Source organism: Danxiaibacter flavus (assembly GCF_041060425.1).
Classification (GTDB): domain Bacteria; phylum Bacteroidota; class Bacteroidia; order Chitinophagales; family Chitinophagaceae; genus Danxiaibacter; species Danxiaibacter flavus.
In genome coordinates this window covers 398,501-421,204 of sequence record NZ_JAULBC010000007.1, presented here as the reverse complement: position 1 = coordinate 421,204, position 22,704 = coordinate 398,501, and the positions used below count along the sequence as shown (strand labels likewise).

Below are 22,704 nucleotides of genomic sequence, written 5' to 3'. Positions count from 1 at the left end.
TTTTAAAATTTAAAAGCGATTCTTGAATTAATAAATACACCGTTTTTATGATTGCTTATGACGTCATTGATAAAGGCACCTGTTTGGAAGTATTGTATGCCGCTCATAAGCGACAAGAATTTATTGAGGGTATAGCTCACGCTTGCCAGGTATGCAGTTCCGATGTATCGTTTATCTGAACTTGCACCCGGAAGATTGAGTGTGCCGCTTGGCCGGTAAACGCCATCCTGTAATGAATAACGCCAGTTGAAAACAATATCAGCCTGTATCAGCCATTTGCTTGTGAAATTGATCGTGGCATACGGATGTATGTCGATCAGGTTGACCGGTCCTATCTGCGGGTTAAAGCCAAAGTAGCCGCCTTTCGGATAAAGAGGATTGAAGGTTTCGAGGTTGCCGTCACCTTGTTTTTTATCCCCCGAAATATAATCGTTACGCAGGTTGATTGTTGGTTTCCCTTTTACATTTTCAAACATATAACCAATGTCTGCCGAGGCAGTCCAGGCGCGGATATTACCATCGCCAAAACGACCGAACTGGTACGCGGCTTCAAGATTGTAAATAAAACCACCGCCGTATTTCCAGAAGCGCCCGCCGATGGTGTGTCTCGTTTCCTTCGCAATGCCTTCTTCGAAAAGACTGGCTGGTCGTTGGATGCCGAGATAGTAAAAATCCAGGTTGCCCATCCGTTGGATGATTTGCCGTCCATAAACGCCCCATAGGTTAATCGACTTACTGGTTTTGTTGTCAAAACTGCCGGGGTTGATAGTATCGGCTTTCATCACGAAGGCTTCAATCGAAAGAGATGTTGCGTTATACATCATCTTCGCGCCCGTGAAATACAACCTGAGGTTAGGCCCTTCTCTTACAGAGATCAACCTGCCACTTCCATAGTCTAATTCTTGTCTGCCGATACGGGCGATCAATGTCTGTTTCTCTTTTTTTATGAGAGCAACATCTGCAAAAAGATTTTGCACGTTGAGCTTATCTTCATCAATAGGGCGCGGGCCATTTTTTCTGCCGCTTTCCCATGCGCTGCGTAGTTGTGCAAATACGCGTACCCGGTCACCCAAATGAATATCGCTGTGAAGATCGTAGCGCTGCAACAGGAAATTATTATGCCCGATGTTTAGCCTGCCCCAATCTTCATTGTTGAAGTCTACATACTCGATACGTGCTTCGCCTCCAAAAGACAGGTATATCCGCCCACGTTTTGTGAGCGGCATATACTTGATTTTTTCGTATACATTGCGCTGTGAGTCGGCGAGAGATACATAGCTTTCATCAAAGCGCATCAGTTTAAAGCCCTGTGCTGACGCAGGTTGCGCGGAGCAAAAAACACCACTCACAACTAATACAAACATGATAACCTTACAGGTAAGGCGCAAAAATTTGTCAGGCAAGCTGGTAGTGTTTAATGTTTGAGCATGTTGTGTGCATAATGGATGCCGATACCGTAAGCGCCACCGTATTTTTTCATGAGGCTGCTCACAGGAACGTATGTTTCTGTTCTTGCCCAGTCACGTTGTAGTTCCAGTAAATATTGGATGGAAGTAATCGGTTTTACGCCGGCCTGTATCATGCGTTGAACAGCCCTTTCATGCGCTTCTGTGCTTACATCTCCGCATGCATCTGTTATCACATACACTTCGTGTCCTTCTTGAAGCGCTGACAGCGCAGGGCCAACAATACACACACCAGTCCAGAGACCCGCCATGACCAGTTTTTTCTGTCCTTTCGCCTTTATGGCTTTATAAGCCGCTTCGTCCTCCCAGGTATTCATGGACGTACGGTCGATATAACCGGATGTGGCTTGCGGGTAGAATTCTTCAATTTCGGGAAATACAGGGCCGGAAAAAGTTTGTTCCGCTACAGTTGTGACAACAGTAGGAACATTGAAGATGCGCGAAGTGCCCGCAACGATAGCAGTGTTGGTTCTTAATTCGCTTAAAGCAATGCTTTTGGTTGCAAAGCCCATTTGGCCTTCAAAATCGATTAAAACCAATGCATGGTTATCCGGTGCTAAAAGGTCTGGAGATGGTTTCATAAATTTTGTGTTTGTACAACAGTATAGTCAATTGATGTGCCATTGGGTTAATGTATTGACAAACACTTGGTTATGGTTTTATTTCGTCTCTTCTTTTTTACGATATACCGTAAATTTATGAATAGGCATAATAATGAAAGCGCTTAAGTGCGTTTAGGGATGTTGATCTTTTGTTGCTTCAATCCTCTGCCGACGAACGGACGATATGCTCTTTTTGTATGCCGAGTTTCTGCATTCTTGATATGAGCGTTGTGGGAGGTATTTGTAGTTTGAGTGCTGCTCCATGTGGTCCGGAAATCCTGCCGTTATAGTGTTTTAAAACCGTAAGGATATACTCGCGTTCTACTTCTTCCAGTGACCGGACTTGAAACTCGCTGTTGTGTCCTGTCAGCGTTATGCTGCTTTTTTCGGGCAACTGGATATTCCGGATGATATGGCCGTTGGTCAAAAGGATGGTTCGCTCGATCATGTGTTCAAGCTCACGGATATTGCCGGGCCACGCGTAAGCTTCTAATTTATCCATGGCTTTACGCGATAGACCGTGTATTGTTTTGCCGTTACTGCGCGCGAATCGTTCGATAAAATGAGCCGCCAAAGAAGGAATATCTTGTTTTCTTTTGCGAAGGGGAGGCAACGTAATCGGAAACACATTGAGGCGATAGTACAAGTCAGAACGAAAACGCTGCTGGGTTACTTCTTTTTCAAGGTTCCGGTTAGTGGCTGCGATTACCCGTACGTCGACTTTGATAGTTGTTTTACCGCCGATTCTTTCAATCTCTTTTTCCTGTAGGGCCCGCAAAATTTTTGCCTGCAACTCCAACGGCAGTTCGCCTATTTCATCAAGAAAGAGCGTGCTGTTATGGGCCAGTTCAAATTTTCCAATCCTGCGCTCCGATGCACCGGTAAAACTTCCTTTCTCATGACCGAACAACTCACTTTCAATCAGGCTTGCCGGCATTGCTGCACAGTTCACCTTTATCATCAGGTTGCCATTTCTCGGAGACGCCTCGTGAATAGCACGCGCGACCAACTCTTTACCTGTTCCTGTTTCGCCGAGTAACAAAACAGTTGTCGATGAGTCCGCAACTTTCGATATAAGTGAGAAAACCTTTTGCATTTCCGGAGAGGTGCCAATGAGTTCTGCAAATCCTTCGGCGGCACGCTGCTCCGCTATCAGGTATGCTTTTTCCTCTTCCAGCTGTTGTTTGTAGCGATTGATTTCGGCAATCTGCTCTTCGATTTTTTCATTTGCCAGGATGTTGCAAATGCCCGTTCCGATCAAATCGGCGATTCCGCTCAGTAATCCAAATTGGCCTTGCGAAAAGGCACCTGTTTTATTTGCGTAGAGATACAGTACGCCTCTGTCTTCGTCGCCATTAGTGATTTTAACGACTAACATTTCCTGGATGCCCATCTTGGCCCAATATGGAATATAAACCGGGAGAGAAGGTTGTTTGAGCAGTGTTTCCATTTGGAATTGCACGGGTCCCGACGACTTTAGCGCATAGTCAAAAATGCCATCTTCGACCGGGTGATCATTGCGGATAATAGGATTTCCCGGATTGTCAACATCAAACTGTTCGTCTTTGCTATGAATGAAAGGGGAATGAAACCGACGGTCTTCATGCAGGAGGCATAAAGTATAGTAAACCCCGCCAAACAGCCCAAGTATGTCTTCGTTGATTACGTTCCATAAATCGGCACGCGTCCTGGCCGCCGCAATTCGCGCCGCTACGCACAGCAGTATTGATTGCTCATTTTCCTTCTGGTTGAGCAATTTCGCCAATATCGTGCGGTTTTCATTTGGTTTCTTCTCCGTAGCGGTAATTTCCTTGGCTGGGGCTTTTTTGCTCATTGCCGAATTTACGAAAATCGTAATCAAAATGACACGGTAGGTTGTAATAAATTACGATATATCGTAAGCTGTTTTATTTGAATTAAAATGCAAAGTGTTTACAATCATGTAATTGCAAAGTGGTATGTCGTCTGGTTTTCCAGTTTGCATCTCTCGGTTTTCACAGAGGTTTTAACCAGTCTATTTTTTTACTCCAAAAAATAACAATGAAACAAACGTCGAAACTAATTGCCGTTATGTTGCTCGTGACAGTGGGTGTGACAGAAGCCTGCACAGAAAAAAGTACGAACCATTTAAATACCGCAATAGGTACGATAGACAGTGCTCACGGTGCCAGAGCCGGGTATATTGAAGTAGAACCTAATTTTCGTTTACACTAAATGATCATGGAGAAGGTACCCCATTGTTTTGATCCACGGTTATCCTTTAAGTGCTGCCTGTTGGGAATATCAGTATCATGCTTTAGTGAAGGCTGGTTACCGCGTAATCGGAATCACCGTGCGGGGATTCGGACAGTCTGATAGGCCTTATGGAAAATATAACTATAATTAGTTTGCGGCTGATATCAGAGTTGTACCGGATAAACTTGACATTGAAGATGCCGTTCTCGGCGGACACCTGATCTTCCAATATTATCAACAAGCCAATTGATCGATATACTCAGCGTAAAATCGACCAACCTAAGGCAATAACAACGCTTTGCTACGTTGAATTTTAAAGGCAATACCCCTGATTTGACGAGGTATTATTTTGTCTTAACATAAGTATTTTCAAATTTACAATACGCCAGTTCATCAAATACGTTTGCTCCAGATGGAAGTTGTTTATACTTTCATCCAACTGATTTAGGCTTATATATAAAGGTTCGGCTCAATCAGCCGGGCCTTTGTCATTGTCACATAATAAGTAGAACGCGGCAACAATCAATACACAAATGATAGATGATTTTATAATAATTTCATCGGTGGCTAAGGTTCCCAATCGGATGGCGACAGTTATGAATATCATACAAGCGATACCGATTAGGATAAAGCTCATAATCTTAATCATAATTGAAAGTTTAAGGAGTACAAATTTAAGAAGTAGATAAAATTTAAACACATTGCGAATAAAGGGATCTATATCCTTATGATAATTTTTCTGTTGTTATGCTAGATGGTCCGCCTTAATTAGTCGGGCCATTTTTATGCATATTGATAGGCTGTTGTTATCATCTCACATTGGTAAACGGTTTTTATTTCCAAATGCTGTATATGGAAGTGACTCTTCATTGAATGCGCAATTGCAGCAATGACTCCCGGAATTTTATGGGATTTTGATCCTCTTATTTTTTCGGTTTCTACGCTGAGTATTATGCCCTGTTTTGTTTTTAAGTAATTAAAAAGAAAGCAATTAACAAATAAAAAATAATCAAAATGAGAAAGACAATTTATCTCCTGGCAATAACCGCAGCTACCATGTTCACATCAGCAATGGCCCAGGAGAATTTTCCTGAAAATGTGAAAGCGGCTTTTTAAAAAAATCCGAATGTGAAAGATGCCACCTGGAAAAAAGAAGAAGGAATGTACAAATCAAAATTTACTGAAAATGGAAAGAAGGTGACCGTTCATATGGATAAAAGTGGCAACGAAATGGAGAAGGGGTATTATATCGAACAATCTGAGTTGCCGCAGTTAGCTCAAGATTATTTAAAAAAGAATTGCACCGGAGCTAAATTCGAGGAAGTTTCAAAAAGTGGTTAGCCCGAAGGGAAAAACGCACTATGAAGCCGAAACTAAAGGAAAGGAAATTTATTTTGATGAAAAAGGAAGTTTTATCAAAGTTCAAAAGGAAAGAGATGAATAGTAACGGGGGTATGTTGTAAATTGGAAATATAAATCGGGCAACGACGGCTGTATGTTAACTACTGACCAGGGAAATTAAATGAAGTAAATAAAAGGGACTATTTCATTAAGTATGTAAACGTTTTAATTGGGTTTTGGAGGTGTTTGGACTGTACACAAAAGCAACAAAGATCCGTTTCCTTCCAAATCCTCTCGCCCATGACTATGATAACAACCTGAAATTGCACCTGGGCAATGGAAGTATATTCCGCCGGAAGCGCATTGCCGGCACGATGGGTAAGGGAATTTGATTAAATTCCGGAAGGAAGTTGAGGATAAAATAAAACGTATCAGCCTTCCGGCATTTGAAGATAATTTGTCTGCTAACGATTATATCGTTAGCTGCACGCTTATAGTTTTTCAACAAAAGCAACAATTAAGCAAAATGGAAGATGTTATTTATCAGGAGGGGCACCCTTTAATACTGAAATACATCATTTTTGGCCATAATAGATTCCAGGCAACTTATTCATTATAAGTCCGGTCCAACCTTTCTTTTCTTTAAAGGCTGAAGCAAAACTTTTAACCTGATTCCCCAGGAATTTGACTTGATCTTTAAATTCGGATCGGCTAAATCAACTTAGTTTTCTCCGGGCACTGTTCCCTCTTTTGTCTTCCGGTAATCTTTTGTTTCCTACCGTTTTTGTCCTGAAATCTAAAAATAACTGGTTAATTAACGCTGTCATCTTGAAAAAGATTGTCTGCCGAAACAGGTTAATTTCCACCCCAACAGACCGGTTAAGACGTTATAATTTGGAAATTATTGAATAATTAAACGCTTAATTAATCCTTTTCCTGATAAAAATGAGGATTAATTTCCTTATTAATCTTCTGGATATACCTAATGTTAACCTCACGGATGTTTCTTGCATTGTCTTTTATTAGATCAAAGCTTGTCAATGAAATACCCACATCGAGGCAAAACGCCCATCCATACCATCCCTGCAATGCAATTTGTAAGGAGAAACTATCTGCATCAAGTCTTCAATCAATTAAACTTTTTCAGAATATCTAAGTATTCAACGACTGCAATGGCACTCGTGCTATTGCAACGTTGACTATTGAATTCTTATTATTTACTACACCAAAAAGCTTCAAGAATGAAAAAACTGCTTTTTACGAATTTTAACCGTTCGTATCATGACTGGCGAGCACGAGGGTATATAAAACCCGCCGCGGTCATGTTGATTCTTTTCTGCTCGGCGCTTGCCCAGGCCCAGGCTCCTGTTAGGGGAAAGGTAACAGGAGACAAAGGAGAACCTATCCAGGGCGCAAGCGTTCAATTAAAACATTCAAATAAGGGCGTGGCGACTGATGCCAACGGTAATTTCTCTTTATCACTTAAGGTAGGTGATACCCTGATCATTTCTTCTTTAAGTTACAACCCTTACGAATATGTGGTTAGGAACACTAACTCAATAGCGGTATCCATGACCGGTCAGCCAAATGCCTCCAACCTTGGCGATGTGGTAGTGGTAGGTTTTGGTACGCAAAAAAGGGTGTCTGTCACCGGATCTGTTTCTACCTTAAAGGCAACAGAAATTGTAACTACCAAGAATGAGAATGTTGCAAACATGCTTACCGGTAAAATTCCCGGCTTGCGTATGGTGCAAAGAACTGCTGAACCTGGTGCTTACGAAAACTCATTCGATATCCGTGGTTATGGCGGAGCTCCATTGATAGTGATCGACGGTGTTCCAAGAGGCGGGTTTGAAAGAATGGACCCAAGTGAAATCGAAAGCATCTCTGTATTGAAAGATGCGTCTGCTGCGGTTTACGGTGTAAACGGAGGTAACGGTGTTATCCTCGTTACTACAAAGAAAGGTGGAAGTAAAGATGGCAAGTTTGACATTAACTATTCGTTCAACCAGGGCTGGCAGCAATTTTTGGGAATGCCTGAAGCGGTAGGTCCGGTTGACTACATGATGCTGACCAACGAAAAAACCAAGCGCGATTTTGGTAATAACTTTATCTCCAATGTGCCTCCTTCTTATTCTTATGATAACATTAAACCGTGGATGGATGGTACATATGCGGGAGCGAACTGGCCGGATGCTGCGTTTACAAAAGTATCTCCGCAGGTTCAGCACAACATCAACATTTCGGGAGGCACTGATAAGGTGAACACCTTCATCAGCCTGGGGTATATGAAACAAAGCGGTTTGTTGCAAACCAATAGTCTTAACTACGACAGATGGAACATTCGCTCCAACGTGAATGTGAAAGTTACCAATAACTTAAGAGCACAGTTATTGTTGTCCGGTGTATCCGATACCAAGAATGCCCCATACCAGGATCTGTGGACGATTTTCAAATATGCATGGAACCAGATTCCTATTAACCAGATCTATGCTAACAACAATCCGGAGTATCTGAATGTAATGCCGGATAATGTGAACCCGGTGGCGGTTGTGGATGCCTCAAAAGTTGGGTTTAAAAAGAATACTACCAAAAATCTTCAGGCACAAGGTAGCCTTGAGTGGGAGATTCCCTGGGTAAAGGGTTTGAAAGCAAAAGGTATGTACAATTATGGCTATACCATAAATGACAATACCGCGTATGCAAAAATGTATAACCTGTATGCTTACAATGCAGATGACAGCACCTACAAACCTACAACGGTAAGCGCAACAGGTTTGGCTGTACCTACATTGAACCGCGCTTACTATAGTGGAATAAGTACTTTGGGGCAATTATCATTAACCTATGCCAACTCATTTGCGGGCGTGCATAATATAAGTGGATTGTTTGTATATGAAGAAAGTCATAGTAAAAATGACAACATTTACGCGCAACGCAATATGCCTATTCCCACTCCTTATCTGTTTGGCGGTGTTTCCGGCACAGGTGAGCAGGGTGGCACGTACTCAAATGGGGTTGGGGAGTTTGCGACAAGAAGCTATGTTGGTAGAATAAACTATGACTATAGAGGAAAATATATTGCAGAATTCAGCTTCAGGGAGGATGCGTCAAACCGATTTAAACCAGGTGGTAAACAATGGGGCTTTTTCCCCGGGTATTCTGTAGGTTATCGCATCAGCGAAGAGTCATTCTTCAAAAACCTTGTTTCTCCCAATATCATTAGCAGTTTAAAGATCAGAGCTTCTTATTCTGCACTCGGTACATCAGATGACAGAGCTCAGTTCCAATATGTCTCCGGTTATACTTATCCCACGGTTGATCCCGCTGATAACAAGGTGTTGGGGTATATGATGGGGGGACAGTTTGTGACAGGTTTACAAAGCCGCGGCTTAACAAATCCGGATCTTACATGGTACACAAACTACATTAGTAACCTTGCTTTAGACTTCACATTACTGAAAGGTAAATTAGACGGTACCATTGAGGTATTCAGAAGGAACCAGGAAGGTTTGCTGAACAAAAGAACGGCTCAATTGCCAGGGACAGTGGGCTCTCCTTTGCCGTATGAAAATCTTGACTCTAGAAGAACACAAGGTATAGAAGGTATACTTACCTATAAAGACAGATTCGGCGCTTTGGGTCTTACAGTATCAGGCAATGCTGCATTTGAGCGTACTAAAAACCTGCATGTTACAGAAGGTCCCCAGGGCAACCAGTACCTGCAATGGAGAAATGGGGCATCTAACCGCTTCACCGGCATGGTGTGGGGTACAGACTATGGAGGACAATACACTTCTTACAATCAGATCTACAATTCAAAGGTCAACGCAGGTGGTGGCAACAACAGCGTGTTGCCTGGTGACTACTATATGGAAGATTGGAACGGTGATGGTGTAATCAATGCAGATGACTATCATCCGATCGCGGTACAGGATCTGCCTTTAATCAACTATGGTCTTACAATTGGTGCAACTTATAAAGGTTTGGATCTGACTGCATTGTTTGCAGGTGCTGCCGGCGTATGGACTTCGTACGGTGAACAATTGGGAGAGCCATTAATGTATGGAAGAAGCGCGCTGACAAAATTCCTTGACAGTTGGCATACAGTTAACCCTGACGATAACGTGTACGATCCAAATACACAATGGATCCCGGGAAAATATCCTTCTATGGGATATGCATACGGCCAGATCAGCCACTCAACTAAAGGTATTATCAATGCTTCTTATGTGCGTTTGAAAACCATTGAGCTTGGCTATACATTGCCGCATCAGTTGCTTCAAAAAGTGCGTATAAAAAATTGCCGCATTTATGTGAACGCATACAACCTGCTTACTATTACAGGTCTTGAGGATGGTGTAGATCCAGAGCACCCGGGTTCATTTCCTGATGCTTCCTTTGATCAGGCACTGGGTGGTTATAAATACCCGCTTAACAGAACATTTAATGTAGGCGGAACAATTACTTTCTAAACTTTTGAACATTACATTATGAAGAAACGACTTTTAAATATAGTAGCAGGTTGTTTGTTATTAGCATCGTGCCAGAAGCTGGACATACCGCCTGTAAATATTTTATCAGACCAGGATGTATTTACCAGTGAGGCTGGCATCAACGCTTATCTGGCTACGGTGTACAGAAAATTGCCAATTGAAGATTTCACTTATCGTCCTGATGGCCGTAACGATGGCGTGGGCAACGTAGGCTTTAACCTTCACCACGAATGGGAACACTTTTATTGCGAAGGCGCCGCAGACGGTGAGATGGTTGGACCTTACGGTGGCGTTGATATTGCCGGTGGCTTTGGTTACTGGCCATACGCAAGCATTCGCGACGTAAACTATTTCATCGAAACGCTTCCTAAATACGCGTCTAATTTTACAGGTGACAAAGTATCGAATTTGCTGGGTGAAGCTCACTTCCTTCGTGCATATTATTACTTTGCCATGGCTAAAAGATATGGTGGCATTCCAATTATTAAAGTAGTACAGCACTATCCGCAGCAAACCATTGAGGAACTACAGGTGCCGCGTAATACAGAAGAAGAGGTATGGAACTTTATCGGTGATGATCTGGATACCGCTTATCAAATGATGGGTGAAACAAGCGCAAAAGAAAGAGCCAATAAATATGTAGCGATGGCCCTGAAATCAAGAGCTATGCTATATGCCGGAAGTATTGCACGCTACGGTTCACAGGTATTTGTTGATGGTGAGGCGCGTTCACAGGGCTTTGTTGGTATATCTGCTGATAAGGCTGCCGGTTATTATCAAAAGGCTATTGACGCCGCAAAAATGCTTGAAGGTCATTATCAATTGTACAGAACCAAAGCTGATAAAATTGAGAACTATGTAAACGTATTTCTCGATCCGGCAAGTTCAGAGAATATTCTTGTCCGGTCATTCTATGCAGGGGATCCTGAAAGAAATCACAGCTTCGATGCCACCTTCTCACCAAACAGCGACATGAACTATATGACTAGTGGAGGTTTGTCAAGAGCTTATCCTACACTTGAGTTTGTTCAGCATTTCAATTCATTTGATTTTGTAACTAACGCAGATGGCACTCCCCGTCGCTACAACAACCAGGGTGATATGGCGCAGGGTTTGGAGCCTCGCTTAAGAGCCACCGTGTATTTCCCGGGCGACGTTTTAAGAGGCCAGGTGTTCGATGTACAGGCAGGGATCTATCCATCATTCTCCGGTACGGCAGCCGATGAAGTAGCAAAACCGGTGGGGTCAAGAAGCTTCATCCTTTCCGGTGACCACACTACATTGCGTAATGGAAGATTGATCATTGGTAAAGCAGGTATGTATCCTCCAGCATTTGGTAATGATAACAATACCCGTACAGGTTTTTATGTGCGCAAATACATTGATTACACAAAAAGTATTTCAGCAGTTAATCTCTTCACCAGCACTACACCATGGATCGAGTTCCGCTATGCAGAAATTCTGTTGAACCGTGCAGAAGCTGATATCGAAACAAATCAAACAGATGATGCGCTGAAATGTATCAATGACCTGCGGGACAGAGCGGGTGCCGCGCTGGCATCGGTTGGGGATATGACAGTTTCTACAGTTCGCAATGAAAGATGTAAAGAGCTTGCTTTTGAAAACCACTACTGGTGGGATATTAAAAGATGGAGAATTGCGGACCAGTTGCTGAACAATACGCACTTTCACGGTTTGATGCCTTATTATGTTGAAAGCGAAAACAAGTACATATTTCTGAAAGAGCTTGAGCTTTTCAACAGGAACTACTATTTCGATAAGAAGTTCTACTATGAGGCAATGCCCGGTGGTGAACTTGCAACAAATCCAAATTTGTATCCAAACAATCCGGGACATTGATACTGAGTAAAAATTCAACAGTTAAAATTCAGAGATCAAAAAAATGAAAGTTGAAATTTCATCTGAACAGATTAGCAATAAGCTGTTTGACTTAGCTTTTGTCCTTTTGAATGTTAACTTTTTACTTAACTACACAAATAGTGAATTATGAAATTGAAATCATTTAAAATATTGAGCCTTGTTGCTTCCCTGTTGTTCTTTGCTTCATCATGTGTAAAGACAGATAGTTATGCAGGCCCAGATGCATCTTTGCATGGAAATATTATAGAAGAGGGCTCAAAAAATAACGTACAAACCTGTACAGGGAACTTTTCTATCAGGCTTGAACAACTAAGCTGGGACAGCACACCTACACCACAGGACATTCCTGTTAGTTACGATGGTTCTTATCAGAACACAAAGCTGTTCTCTGGTCATTACCGGGTATCTATTCATGGTGGCGCCTTCTGGCCGGTAGCACCGGAAGAAATGGACATCACTTCAGCTTCAATAAAAGATTTTACACTTACGCCTTACGTGGTGATCAACAATTTTACCGCTGTAATGACGGACAGTACAACGTTGAAACTCAATTTCGACATTGATGCGCCTGTTGCTGGTATTCCTAAAGTACTGGAAATACAACCATATGTAAATACAACACAGGTTGTGGGACCAGGCGCTTCTATTTTCGATTTCTCTGATCTGAAAAAGATCACTGTAAATAAAGAATGGAGCGATTTTACCCCGGCTGACAAGTCAAGAGAGATTATTATTGAAGACATGGTTCCAGGTCGCATATTCTATGTGAGGGTAGGGGTGAAATTTGATAACAATGATAAAAGCTCAAACTTATCTCAGATAATTAAGATTACTGTTCCTGGCAGGTAGTTATACCGATGCAAGCCATAAAATTTTTCAAAATGAAATTATCAAAACTAATACTTATAACATCCCTGCTTGCAGTAGGAATATTTATTGCACACGGGTGTAAGAAAGAATCATATACTTCAAGGGACACAAGCGGCTTAAAGCCACCACCTGTTGAACCTCCTCCACCTGTAGACAGTTCACTGGTTACGTTCGATGCAGCCGATGACAAAGCCGGTTGGGAAACAGTTGGTGATCCTGTTGTTGTTAGCGCCGGACAAAAAGAAGGTAATGGTTACATTCAGGGTTCTATTACCGCTGGTAATGACTTCCTTCAATTTATCAAAACAAGAACTCCTGCCCTGGATGCTAAACTTACCAAAGATAATGGCCAGCTAATGTTTTGGCTGAACATTCCGGATGTTAGCAAATTGAAAAAAGATGGTCAGATTCAGATCAGTAGCTCTGGTCAGCCCGACTCAAAAAGATATGGCTGGCCTTTGGCTGATCTTATCCCAGCCCTGAGAAACGGATGGAATCAGATCATCTTAAATTTCAACGAAGCCAACGAGGCAGGCGATGGTGGTGCAGATATGTCTTCATTGAATTACTTTAAAATTTTCTTCTGGACAACTGATAAAGCAACAGCAAATTTCACATGCGGCATTGATGGTATTCAGTTAAGAAAACGTCCTGCAGGAGAACAAACCGGTGTAGGGATTGATAATTGTGATGATGCCACGGGCTGGGAAACGGTTGGTACACCGGTAATTGTTACCTCTGGCCAAAAAGAAGGTGCCGGTTATTTACAGGGTACCATTAAAAGCGGAGGTGATTTTCTGCAATTCATCAAAACATTGCCGGCTAACCTTAACACCAAAGCAACACTGTTAACGGGACAATTGCAATTCTGGTTCTATGTACAGGATGTATCTGTTTTGAAAGCGGATGGACAAATTCAGTTCAGCAGTTCAAAAGACCCGGATAAGAATCGCATTGGCTGGGCGCTTGCGCCAATCATTCCGACACTAAGAAACGGATGGAACCTGTTGAAATTAAACTTTGCCGACGGCGGTATAACAGGCGACGGCGGCCCTGATTTAACGGCAATGAATTATTTCAAGATCTTCTTCTGGACAAAAGATAAGGCAGCCGCAGATTACAACTTTGGTCTTGATGATATTAAAGTTGTATTGGTACCTCCACCAGCGCCGGTTGTTGTAGACGCTTGCGATGATGCTACCGGCTGGGAAACTGTGGGTACTCCTGTAATTGTAACCCAGGACCAAAAAGAAGGGGCTGGCTATTTGCAGGGTACAATTAAAGCAGGGGGTGACTTTTTACAATTCATCAAAACATTGCCGGACAATATTGATACCAAGGTGACTATTGATAATGGTCAGTTGCAATTCTGGTTCTATGTGCCTGATCCGGCAATCTTAAAACTGGATGGTCAGATACAATTCAGCAGCTCTAAAGATCCGGATAAAAAGCGTGTGGGCTGGCCTCTCGCAAAGGTTATTCCAAATTTGAAAAAAGGCTGGAACCTCGTATCCCTCAATATGTGGGAAGGTGAACAAACCGGCGACGGCGGACCAGACCTTACGGCGATGAACTATTTCAAAATATTCTTCTGGCCAACTGATAAGCCAACTGCCGATGTGAACTTCGGTCTCGATGGAATTATCGTTCAAAGAGGCAGGTAGCAAAAACTAAAGTAAAAATTAAAAAGTATGACAGAAGTGTGTCAGAACTAGCAATAGCCACTGGGCTCATTATTTTTTACTTTTTAATTTTTACTTTTTGCATTGGCTCGCGATGACATGAATTGTAGTGTCAGAAAACCACCTTTCATAAAAAAACTGAAATCATCATGCGGTTCAATTATTTAAAACTGATTACAAAAAGTACACTGTTCGCATCTGTTTTGTATGGACTACTAATGGGTGCTTCATGCAGTGCACAAAAAAAGAACACTACGAAACCAAATGGCAATCCAATTGTTCGTGATATCTATACGGCTGATCCCTCTGCACACGTTTGGGCTGACGGAAGATTGTATGTCTATCCTTCGCACGACGTTTCACCTGCCCGCGGCTGCGATTTAATGGACAAATACCATGTGTACTCAACAACCGACATGGTACACTGGCGAGATGAAGGTCAGATTCTTGAATCAAGCCAGGTTTCATGGGGCAGGAAAGAAGGCGGTTTCATGTGGGCTCCTGATTGTGCTTACAAAAACGGTACTTACTATTTCTATTTTCCTCACCCAAGCGGAACTGAATGGAACAGCACATGGAAGATAGGTGTCGCCGCAAGTAAATATCCTGCAAAGGATTTTAAAGTGCAGGGCTATATCGAAGGCCTGGAATCATTGATCGATCCTTGTGTATTTATTGATGATGACGGACAGGCATATTTCTATTATGGTGGCGGCGGAAAATGCATGGGTGGAAAATTGAAAGACAACATGATGAATGTTGACGGACAAATGCAAAAAATGGAAGGTCTTGAAGATTTCCACGAAGCAACATGGGTACACAAACGAAATGGTGTTTACTACCTGTCTTATTCAGATAATCATGACGCAGATGGTAAACATAACCAAATGCGTTATGCTACAAGTTCAGGTCCATTGGGGCCATGGAAGTATCAAGGCATCTACATGGATCCTACAGATAGCTATACCAATCACGGTTCCATTGTAGAATACAAAGGACAATGGTATGCCTTCTATCACAACAGTGAATTGTCTCATCAGGATTGGTTAAGATCAATTTGTGTTGACAAATTATTTTATAACGAGGATGGTACCATCAGGAAAGTAGTACAAACCACAGGAGTGACAGGGGAGAAGAAAGAAGTAAGTAAGAATTAGTTGAAAATGGAAACCAATTATTAATTACAGAAATGATTTGCAAAAGCCATTTTGGACTACTCGCTGTTCTTAGCCTCTTCACTGCATGTTCATCTCATTCCAAAGATGTGGTGCCTACAGGGGCGGGACAGCCAGACGTCTTTGTCCTTCAACATAAAAATCCTTTGATTACCAGCATGTATACCGCAGATCCTTCTGCACATGTGTGGGCCGATGGAAGGTTGTATGTGTATCCATCTCATGATATTAATCCCCCGCGTGGTTGCGATCTCATGGATCAGTACCACGTTTTTTCAACGGACGATATGGTACACTGGCACGATGAAGGCCAGATATTGCAGGCGAGCCAGGTTCCCTGGAGTACACCGGAAGGTAACTTTATGTGGGCGCCGGATTGCGCGTACAAGAATGGAACCTACTATTTTTACTTTCCTCATCCAGCCGCTGCACCATGGAACAATAACTGGAAGATAGGTGTAGCGACAAGTAAAAAGCCGGCAAGTGATTTTGTTGTTCAAAAATATATTGACGGACTTGAATCGCTGATCGATCCCTGTGTATTTGTTGATGACGACGGAAACGCCTATTTATACTACGGTGGTGGTGGAAAATGTATGGGCGGAAAATTGAAAGATAACATGATGGAAGTCGACGGCGGCATGAAAAATATGACCGGCCTTATTGATTTCCACGAAGCGACATGGGTGCATAAACGCAACGGTATGTACTATTTGTCGTATGCTGATAACTATAACTTAAATAACAGAGGGAACCGGATGCGCTATGCCGTTAGTGCCAATCCTTTAGGTCCATGGACCTACAAAGGTGTTTATATTGATCAAACGGGAAGTTCCACCAATCATGGCTCTATCGTAGAATTCAAAGGACGGTGGTACGCTTTTTATCATAACTCAGCCTTATCTGGTAACGACTGGTTAAGATCCATTTGTGCAGATACGTTATCATACACTCCAAACGGAAACATTAAAATGGTCATCCAGAAAAATTAATTTAAAAAATAAAACAGCATGAAAGAAATAGTTAGGCTATCTCTAAGCATATCGACTGCAATTATTCTTTTTGCAGCTTGTTCAAAGAGCACTCCTGTTACCAATCCAAACGGAAACAATGGTGGCAACAATGGAGGCAACGGTGGAGGAACAAATCCTATAACCTGGCCTTCGCCAGCCGGTGATGTGGTGGGTAAAATAACGGTGGGTTACCAGGGGTGGTTTGCCTGTACCGGCGACAACTCTCCGATCAATGGCTGGTGGCACTGGACGCAGGATTGGTCCAAAATTCCTTCACCAACAAACAAAGGCATGGTGTCGTGGCCCGACATGAATGATTACACACACAAATATCCTACTGCTTTTGCAAACCTGAATAGTGGCGAGCCCGCTACGCTCTTCTCATCTTACGATGACCAAACCGTTGATGTGCAGTTTTCATGGATGAAGCAATATGGTATTGATTGCGCTGCATTGCAGCGTTTTAATCCAACCGGTGGTGAAGGTCCCATCCGCGATGCAATTACAGTGAAAGTAAAAACATCTGCCGAAAAATATGGTGTGAAGTTTTACATTATGTACGACGTTAGCGGCTGGACAAACATGCAAACTGAAATGAAGGACGACTGGACCCGGAAAATGAAAGCCTACACTTCATCTCCCATGTATGCAAAACAAAATGGCAAACCTGTGGTTTGTATATGGGGATTTGGCTTTAACGATAACAACCACAACTTTACCACAACACAATGTCTCGATGTGATCAAGTTCTTCAAGGACGAGGGTTGTTATGTAATTGGCGGTGTGCCTACTCACTGGCGCGATCAAAACAGTGATTCAAGAGGAGGTTTTATCAGCGTTTACAAAGCCTTCAATATGCTTTCTCCATGGATGGTTGGTCGTATGGGAACAATTATTGATGAAGATAATTTCTACATCAACGTAAATACCCCGGACCTCGCATTCTGTAAGGCCAATGGCATAGATTATCAACCTTGCGTTTTGCCAGGCGACCTCCAGGCGAAACAGCGGGTCCATGGCGATTTCATGTGGAGACAATTTTACAACATGATTCGTTTAGGCGTACAAGGCATTTATATTTCCATGTTTGATGAATACAACGAAAGCAACCAGATTGCAAAGACGGCAGCAACGCAAGCGGACGTGCCTGCCGGAGCCGGCTTCGTTTCACTGGATGAAGATGGAACCGCTTGCTCATCTGATTATTATTTGCGTTTAACAAACGATGGAGGAAAAATGCTGAAAGGCCAAATTCCGCTGACTGCAACCAGGCCAACCAAGCCTGTTGAGTGAAAAAGGTGAAATAATTGAAAATAGGTTTGCCGGACGGATGAATACACTCGCTTTCCCTGATACAAGGCCTTAAAACGGCGTAAATCAGTTAGATCTGGTCATAACGTGCCGCGGGACAAAAAAAGAATCATAATGAAGAAAATATTTACCAGTGCATTGTTTTTTCTAAGCATAATTGCACAAGCCCAGGTGAAGCGCATTACCTGCATTGGCGCGAGCATTACGGAAGGTGCAAGGATTGATAATCGTAAGGATAATTCTTTTCCCGGTCAGTTGCAGGCATTGCTTGGGGAAAATTATATAGTCGGCAATTTTGGTGAGAGTAGTACCACCATGCTGAAGCATGGCAACTACCCTTACTGGAACACCGACGCTTACAAAGCGGCGCTAAAAAGCAGCCCTGATATTGTTTTCGTTGATCTTGGCGGAAATGATGCAAAAGCGATCAATCGTTCTTTCTATAACGAGTTGGAGCAGGATACGCGCGACATGATCCATTCCTTTACTTCATTGTCTTCTCATCCCAGGGTGATTGTGTTGTTGCCGCTCAAATCATTTGAAACAGATACCATGCAAATTTGGGATAAAACAATTGTGGAGGAAGTGATACCACGTATTCAAAAAGCAGCATACGGGGAAGGAGTGGAGCTACTTGACATTCACTCCCTGTTAACAGATAAACCGGAATTGTTCGCTGATAAAATTCATCCAAATAAAGATGGTGCGGAAATCATTGCTAAAAGATTGTTTCAACAGATTACCCAAAACATGGACGAGCAGTTTGATCTGTTCACGAACTTTAAACAACCATTCACTACTACTGATTTCAATGGTTATCGGTGTGCCGAATTTAAAATTAATGGACACGATTGTAAAGTTGTACAGCCAAAACGTGTGGCTAAAGGCAAACCCTGGATTTGGCGCGCGAGATTTTGGGCGCATGAGCCCCAAACGGATATAGCCCTGTTGGAGCGTGGCTTTCACCTCATTTACTGTGATGTTGCAGAACTCATGGGCAATAACGTCGCAATTTCAACCTGGAATAAATTTTATGCGACACTTCGTAAAGCTGGGCTTGGTCAAAAAGGAGTGATGGAAGGAATGAGTCGTGGCGGCGTGTATGCGCTTAACTGGGCTGCAGCGAATCCCGGCAAGGTAAGTGCGGTGTACGTCGATAATCCGCTGCTGGATTGCAGAGTGCTGGCAAGGGACATGGATAAAGATATTAGCCAGATGACAAAAGATTTCATGAACGCCTACCATCTTAAAACAAAAGAAGATATTCAGAACTTTAAGGGTAGTCCTATCGATAAAACAAAATTAATTTCGAAGGGACATTATCCTATTCTGATACTTTGCGCAGAGAATGATGAATACGTACCGCCCGGCGAACAAGCCATTCCATTTCAGGAAAAAATGAAAGCAGATGGCGGAGAAGTGAAAGTAATAATCAAGAAAGGATTCAGGCATCACCCGCATAGTTTTCCTAATCCTACACCAATTGTAGACTTTATCCTGAGTGCTGTTGACAAAGATTTTTATCTTTCGCAGGTTCGGTAACAAATACCCGCCTAAACATCCGCGCCTATTAAATAAATGGGCACCCGGAGTGTTTCGTCTTTAGAAAGTTAAATAATAGACAAGAAAATAAAATTTATTTTGTAAAATGACCGATCGGTCATTATTTTGTGAGGAAATTATTTTGTTTATATGTCTAAAGCTGCGCAAACAAGGCAATTCATAATTGAGCGATCGGCGCCACTTTTCAACAAAAAGGGGATCGAAGCTACGGCTATGAGTGATATTATGGCGGTCACGAAGCTTTCTAAAGGTAGTTTGTACGTACATTTTAAAGATAAGGAGCAGCTGGCGCAGGCGGTTGTTGACTACAACCTCCAGCTGCTCGATAAGAAGGTTTCAGCAGCAATCAGTAAAGTTCCTACCGCGAAAGGTAAACTTCTTGCATTCATAGATATATTGACCAATGTAATGTACCCTCCGGTGGAAGGGGGTTGCCCCATGATCAATTTTGGTATGGAGGCTGATGATACGAATCCAGCTATCAATAAGCAGATATTGACTGCGATAGAGCGTGCCCAAAAGACCATAGTTAATATCATTGAGCGGGGAACCGAATCGGGAGAGTTTTCGTCAGACAAGAGTCCCCGTGAGTTTGCCACCATAATGTTTGCCATGATAGAGGGCGGCGTGGTAATGTCACGGGTGGCCGGCAACAACAATAAAATGAAAATTATCGTCAAATATCTCAAAGCAATGATTGATGAGCAATTGAAATAATTTTTTTTGCTTACTAAATGACCGATCGGTCATTTATTTAATCACTCGATTTTGTAAAATTTAAATACATATGTTATGAAACCTAAAGTTTGGTTTATTACCGGAGCATCCAAAGGATTCGGATTTCAAATTGCCAAAGCGGCGTTGGCCAGCGGCGACCAGGTAGTAGCTACCGTAAGAAAGAATGCTGCAGATGTCTATAATCAACTGGATGCTGGTGAACGGCTGCTGGTCGTAACGCTGGACGTTACCGATGAGCGCCAGGTGCAGGCTGGCATTGATGCGGCGATTGAGCGTTTTGGCCGAATAGACGTGCTTGTTAACAATGCAGGTTATGGTCTATTGGCGGCCACCGAGGAAGCCTCTACAGAAGAAGTCAAAAAACAATTTGATACCAATATCTTCGGTCTGCTCAATGTAACGAGAAATGTACTGCCTCACATGCGTAAACAGGCAGCTGGTCATATTATCAACATTTCTTCGCTTTTTGCTTATCAAAACAACGTGCCGGGCTTCGGTTTGTATGGTGCAACCAAATATGCCGTCGAGGGTATCTCTGAGGGGCTCGCCACCGAGCTGGCACCGATTGGCATCAAAGTAACCGCTGTTGCTCCGGGGTTGTTTTCTACCGATTTTGTATCAACGGATTCCTACCAGGGCTCAGCCATCATCTTAGATGCCTACAAGGATACCGTAGGCGTCATCAGGGGACATATGACTCATTTGCATGGTAGCCAGCCTGGTGACCCGGCCAAACTTGCCGGTGTTATACTGCAATTAGCGGCCAGTAAAAATCCGCCGTTGCACCTACCGGTAGGAACGGACGCAGTAAAGAACATTCGTGAAAAGATCGAATTAATCTCCAGGGAAATCCAGGAATGGGAGGCGATCTCAACAAGCACGGATCACCAACGAGCAATAGCTATGTAAAATGGCTTTTTCCATCTGATTTAAAATATCAAGGATGCAAACACAGCCAGGCTTAAACGAGTCCGGTTCTATTAACAATTATCCCCAAAGCTTAGCATTAGCTGAGGCGGGCAATGCACGGAAACTTTTTTTGGAATTGGCAAAAAAAGTTTCCTTGTTTTCGACCGCAACAAATATATTATTGTACCTATTCAGGGCCGCGCGTGCTTCATCGTTGCCGCCAATCCATGCTTTCGCACTCATGCGGCCACTTAACTCGGTCATTGTGCCTTTGTAAGTAAGGGAGCAATTTTAGCACTCCTTCAATACGAACAGTTTACGTAGGTCACCAACTTCCTGATTTCTCCGGTATCCCAGGCTTTGACGTTGTCATTGATCGCAATAGAAAAATTGACTACCTGTCTCTCGTCTTTAATCGTTTTAACGGTTGCATCTGCTGTTAATCTTCCAAAGATTTCTATGACTTAAAATTTAAATGGTTACTAATGTTGTTTGGTACCCGGCACATCGCCTTCTACATTTTTTGATAGCTCATCCGGTAATTCTTAGGTTGACAATTTTTAAATTTTTTAAACTGCCTGTAAAAAAAGGGAATGCTTTCAAAGCCTGAGTCGTAACAGATCTCACTGATTTGCTTGTCTGTTTCTATCAGTAATTTGCAGGCCCTGTTTATTTTATACTCATTCAAAAATTCAAAAAAAGATTTCTTCATGGTCTTACTGAAAAACCTCGAAAAGGACTCTTCAGTCATGTTTACCTGCTTTGCAATATCTGCCAGGCAGATCTTTCTGTGATAATTCGTTTCTATGTATTTGTACACCTTGTTGATCCGTCCATTGTTGGTGTGGTTTAACTCATAGGTGAATCCCTGTTCGCATAAAATATGACGTTCTGTTGTCTCCGCCAGCTCCTGGAGAATTTTGAGGATAAGCAGCAGTCTGTCAAGCGACGACAGTTTGGTCAGTTCAAAAAATTGATCCTTTAGTCTTAATGCAACAGACTTATCAAACCTGATGCCCTTGCCGGATAATTCCAGGAGATTACGGATAGATCCGAACTCACCACTGTTCATCCAGGCCTTATCCATGAAATCTTCTTTTAAATACACAACAACTGCACTTGATGCTTGTTGCTGCTCCGGGGAATTGATCCAGCAATGTGGCAGGTTGGCGCCTACCAATACCAGGTCGTCCTCCGAAAAATTCTCGATGCTGTTCCCCACATACCGCATTCCGTGGCTGCTCACGATATAGGTAAGCTCGTATTCAGGATGAAAATGCCAGGGATAATCAAATTCCTTCGCGTTGCCCTGCAACACTGCTTTTAATAAGTTAGATTCATCAGATGGAATCGGTTTATAATGAGGTTTCATTAGTCAGTAAGCAGTTTCTCGTGTCAAAATAAAATTTTCAAGCCTATACA

At 42.6% G+C, this 22,704-nt stretch carries 18 protein-coding genes; 12 read left to right on the top strand and 6 right to left on the bottom strand.

Annotated features, from left to right (window positions below):
* Positions 1–2 precede the first annotated feature (2 nt).
* From QTN47_RS21030 to QTN47_RS21020, 3 genes are all read right to left on the bottom strand, one after another.
* Positions 3–1,403 carry an alginate export family protein gene (locus tag QTN47_RS21030; RefSeq protein WP_369331395.1) on the bottom strand — a complete coding sequence of 467 codons (1,401 nt, stop codon included), beginning with the start codon at positions 1,401–1,403 and terminating at the stop codon, positions 3–5.
* Positions 1,404–1,414: 11 nt separating this feature from the next.
* Positions 1,415–2,047, bottom strand: a complete 633-nt coding sequence (locus tag QTN47_RS21025; RefSeq protein WP_369331394.1) for a hydrolase — start codon at positions 2,045–2,047, stop codon at positions 1,415–1,417.
* A 178-nt stretch (positions 2,048–2,225) separates the two neighbouring features.
* Positions 2,226–3,902: a sigma-54-dependent Fis family transcriptional regulator gene (locus tag QTN47_RS21020; protein WP_369331393.1), complete on the bottom strand. Its 1,677-nt coding sequence runs from the start codon at positions 3,900–3,902 to the stop codon at positions 2,226–2,228.
* A 408-nt stretch (positions 3,903–4,310) separates the two neighbouring features.
* On the opposite strand from QTN47_RS21020, the gene QTN47_RS21015 reads away from it, so the two are divergent.
* The 12 genes from QTN47_RS21015 to QTN47_RS20960 all read left to right on the top strand — a co-directional run bounded on the left by QTN47_RS21015 (position 4,311) and on the right by QTN47_RS20960 (position 21,282).
* Positions 4,311–4,454 carry an alpha/beta fold hydrolase gene (locus tag QTN47_RS21015; protein ID WP_369331392.1) on the top strand — a complete coding sequence of 48 codons (144 nt, stop codon included), beginning with the start codon at positions 4,311–4,313 and terminating at the stop codon, positions 4,452–4,454.
* 977 nt (positions 4,455–5,431) lie between these two features.
* Positions 5,432–5,644, top strand: coding sequence for a hypothetical protein (locus tag QTN47_RS21010; protein ID WP_369331391.1), 213 nt, complete (start codon positions 5,432–5,434; stop codon positions 5,642–5,644).
* 1,241 nt (positions 5,645–6,885) lie between these two features.
* Positions 6,886–10,119: a SusC/RagA family TonB-linked outer membrane protein gene (locus QTN47_RS21005; protein ID WP_369331390.1), complete on the top strand. Its 3,234-nt coding sequence runs from the start codon at positions 6,886–6,888 to the stop codon at positions 10,117–10,119.
* Positions 10,120–10,137: 18 nt separating this feature from the next.
* Positions 10,138–12,000 (top strand): RagB/SusD family nutrient uptake outer membrane protein, encoded by a 1,863-nt coding sequence (locus QTN47_RS21000; RefSeq protein WP_369331389.1) that lies wholly within the window; start codon positions 10,138–10,140, stop codon positions 11,998–12,000.
* Positions 12,001–12,147: 147 nt separating this feature from the next.
* Positions 12,148–12,870, top strand: coding sequence for a DUF3823 domain-containing protein (locus QTN47_RS20995; protein WP_369331388.1), 723 nt, complete (start codon positions 12,148–12,150; stop codon positions 12,868–12,870).
* Positions 12,871–12,902: 32 nt separating this feature from the next.
* Complete coding sequence (locus tag QTN47_RS20990) at positions 12,903–14,555, top strand: hypothetical protein (protein ID WP_369331387.1); 1,653 nt, start codon at positions 12,903–12,905, stop codon at positions 14,553–14,555.
* Between the two features lie 167 nt (positions 14,556–14,722).
* Positions 14,723–15,730, top strand: a complete 1,008-nt coding sequence (locus QTN47_RS20985) for a family 43 glycosylhydrolase (RefSeq protein WP_369331386.1) — start codon at positions 14,723–14,725, stop codon at positions 15,728–15,730.
* 32 nt (positions 15,731–15,762) lie between these two features.
* A complete protein-coding gene (locus tag QTN47_RS20980; RefSeq protein ID WP_369331385.1) occupies positions 15,763–16,740 on the top strand; it encodes a family 43 glycosylhydrolase in 978 nt (325 codons plus the stop codon).
* 18 nt (positions 16,741–16,758) lie between these two features.
* Positions 16,759–18,054, top strand: coding sequence for a glycoside hydrolase family 99 protein (locus QTN47_RS20975; protein ID WP_369331384.1), 1,296 nt, complete (start codon positions 16,759–16,761; stop codon positions 18,052–18,054).
* 132 nt (positions 18,055–18,186) lie between these two features.
* A complete protein-coding gene (locus tag QTN47_RS20970) occupies positions 18,187–19,614 on the top strand; it encodes a GDSL-type esterase/lipase family protein (RefSeq protein WP_369331383.1) in 1,428 nt (475 codons plus the stop codon).
* A gap of 150 nt (positions 19,615–19,764) precedes the next feature.
* On the top strand, positions 19,765–20,352 hold the full coding sequence (locus QTN47_RS20965; RefSeq protein ID WP_369331382.1) for a TetR/AcrR family transcriptional regulator: 588 nt from the start codon (positions 19,765–19,767) through the stop codon (positions 20,350–20,352).
* A 75-nt stretch (positions 20,353–20,427) separates the two neighbouring features.
* Entirely contained in the window at positions 20,428–21,282 is an 855-nt protein-coding gene (locus QTN47_RS20960; RefSeq protein ID WP_369331381.1) for an oxidoreductase, read from the top strand.
* Between the two features lie 78 nt (positions 21,283–21,360).
* On the opposite strand, the gene QTN47_RS20955 is transcribed toward QTN47_RS20960, so the two are convergent.
* Genes QTN47_RS20955 through QTN47_RS20945 form a run of 3 tightly spaced genes read right to left on the bottom strand, consistent with a single transcriptional unit; the run spans position 21,361 to position 22,654 of the window.
* The gene (locus tag QTN47_RS20955; protein WP_369331380.1) at positions 21,361–21,546 is read right to left on the bottom strand and encodes a hypothetical protein; all 186 of its coding nucleotides are present in this window, start codon (positions 21,544–21,546) and stop codon (positions 21,361–21,363) included.
* Between the two features lie 38 nt (positions 21,547–21,584).
* Positions 21,585–21,737, bottom strand: a complete 153-nt coding sequence (locus tag QTN47_RS20950) for a single-stranded DNA-binding protein (RefSeq protein WP_369331520.1) — start codon at positions 21,735–21,737, stop codon at positions 21,585–21,587.
* A gap of 59 nt (positions 21,738–21,796) precedes the next feature.
* Positions 21,797–22,654 carry an AraC family transcriptional regulator gene (locus QTN47_RS20945; RefSeq protein ID WP_369331379.1) on the bottom strand — a complete coding sequence of 286 codons (858 nt, stop codon included), beginning with the start codon at positions 22,652–22,654 and terminating at the stop codon, positions 21,797–21,799.
* Positions 22,655–22,704: the final 50 nt, after the last annotated feature.

Bases quoted from the DNA above. Each gene is read 5' to 3' on its own strand.
- QTN47_RS21025 (WP_369331394.1), bottom strand. From the start codon at position 2,047: ATGAAACCATCTCCAGACCTTTTAGCACCGGATAACCATGCATTGGTT.
- QTN47_RS21020 (WP_369331393.1), bottom strand. From the start codon at position 3,902: ATGAGCAAAAAAGCCCCAGCCAAGGAAATTACCGCTACGGAGAAGAAA.
- QTN47_RS21005 (WP_369331390.1), top strand. From the start codon at position 6,886: ATGAAAAAACTGCTTTTTACGAATTTTAACCGTTCGTATCATGACTGG.
- QTN47_RS21000 (WP_369331389.1), top strand. From the start codon at position 10,138: ATGAAGAAACGACTTTTAAATATAGTAGCAGGTTGTTTGTTATTAGCA.
- QTN47_RS20995 (WP_369331388.1), top strand. From the start codon at position 12,148: ATGAAATTGAAATCATTTAAAATATTGAGCCTTGTTGCTTCCCTGTTG.
- QTN47_RS20990 (WP_369331387.1), top strand. From the start codon at position 12,903: ATGAAATTATCAAAACTAATACTTATAACATCCCTGCTTGCAGTAGGA.
- QTN47_RS20985 (WP_369331386.1), top strand. From the start codon at position 14,723: ATGCGGTTCAATTATTTAAAACTGATTACAAAAAGTACACTGTTCGCA.
- QTN47_RS20980 (WP_369331385.1), top strand. From the start codon at position 15,763: ATGATTTGCAAAAGCCATTTTGGACTACTCGCTGTTCTTAGCCTCTTC.
- QTN47_RS20975 (WP_369331384.1), top strand. From the start codon at position 16,759: ATGAAAGAAATAGTTAGGCTATCTCTAAGCATATCGACTGCAATTATT.
- QTN47_RS20970 (WP_369331383.1), top strand. From the start codon at position 18,187: ATGAAGAAAATATTTACCAGTGCATTGTTTTTTCTAAGCATAATTGCA.
- QTN47_RS20965 (WP_369331382.1), top strand. From the start codon at position 19,765: ATGTCTAAAGCTGCGCAAACAAGGCAATTCATAATTGAGCGATCGGCG.
- QTN47_RS20960 (WP_369331381.1), top strand. From the start codon at position 20,428: ATGAAACCTAAAGTTTGGTTTATTACCGGAGCATCCAAAGGATTCGGA.
- QTN47_RS20955 (WP_369331380.1), bottom strand. From the start codon at position 21,546: ATGACCGAGTTAAGTGGCCGCATGAGTGCGAAAGCATGGATTGGCGGC.
- QTN47_RS20945 (WP_369331379.1), bottom strand. From the start codon at position 22,654: ATGAAACCTCATTATAAACCGATTCCATCTGATGAATCTAACTTATTA.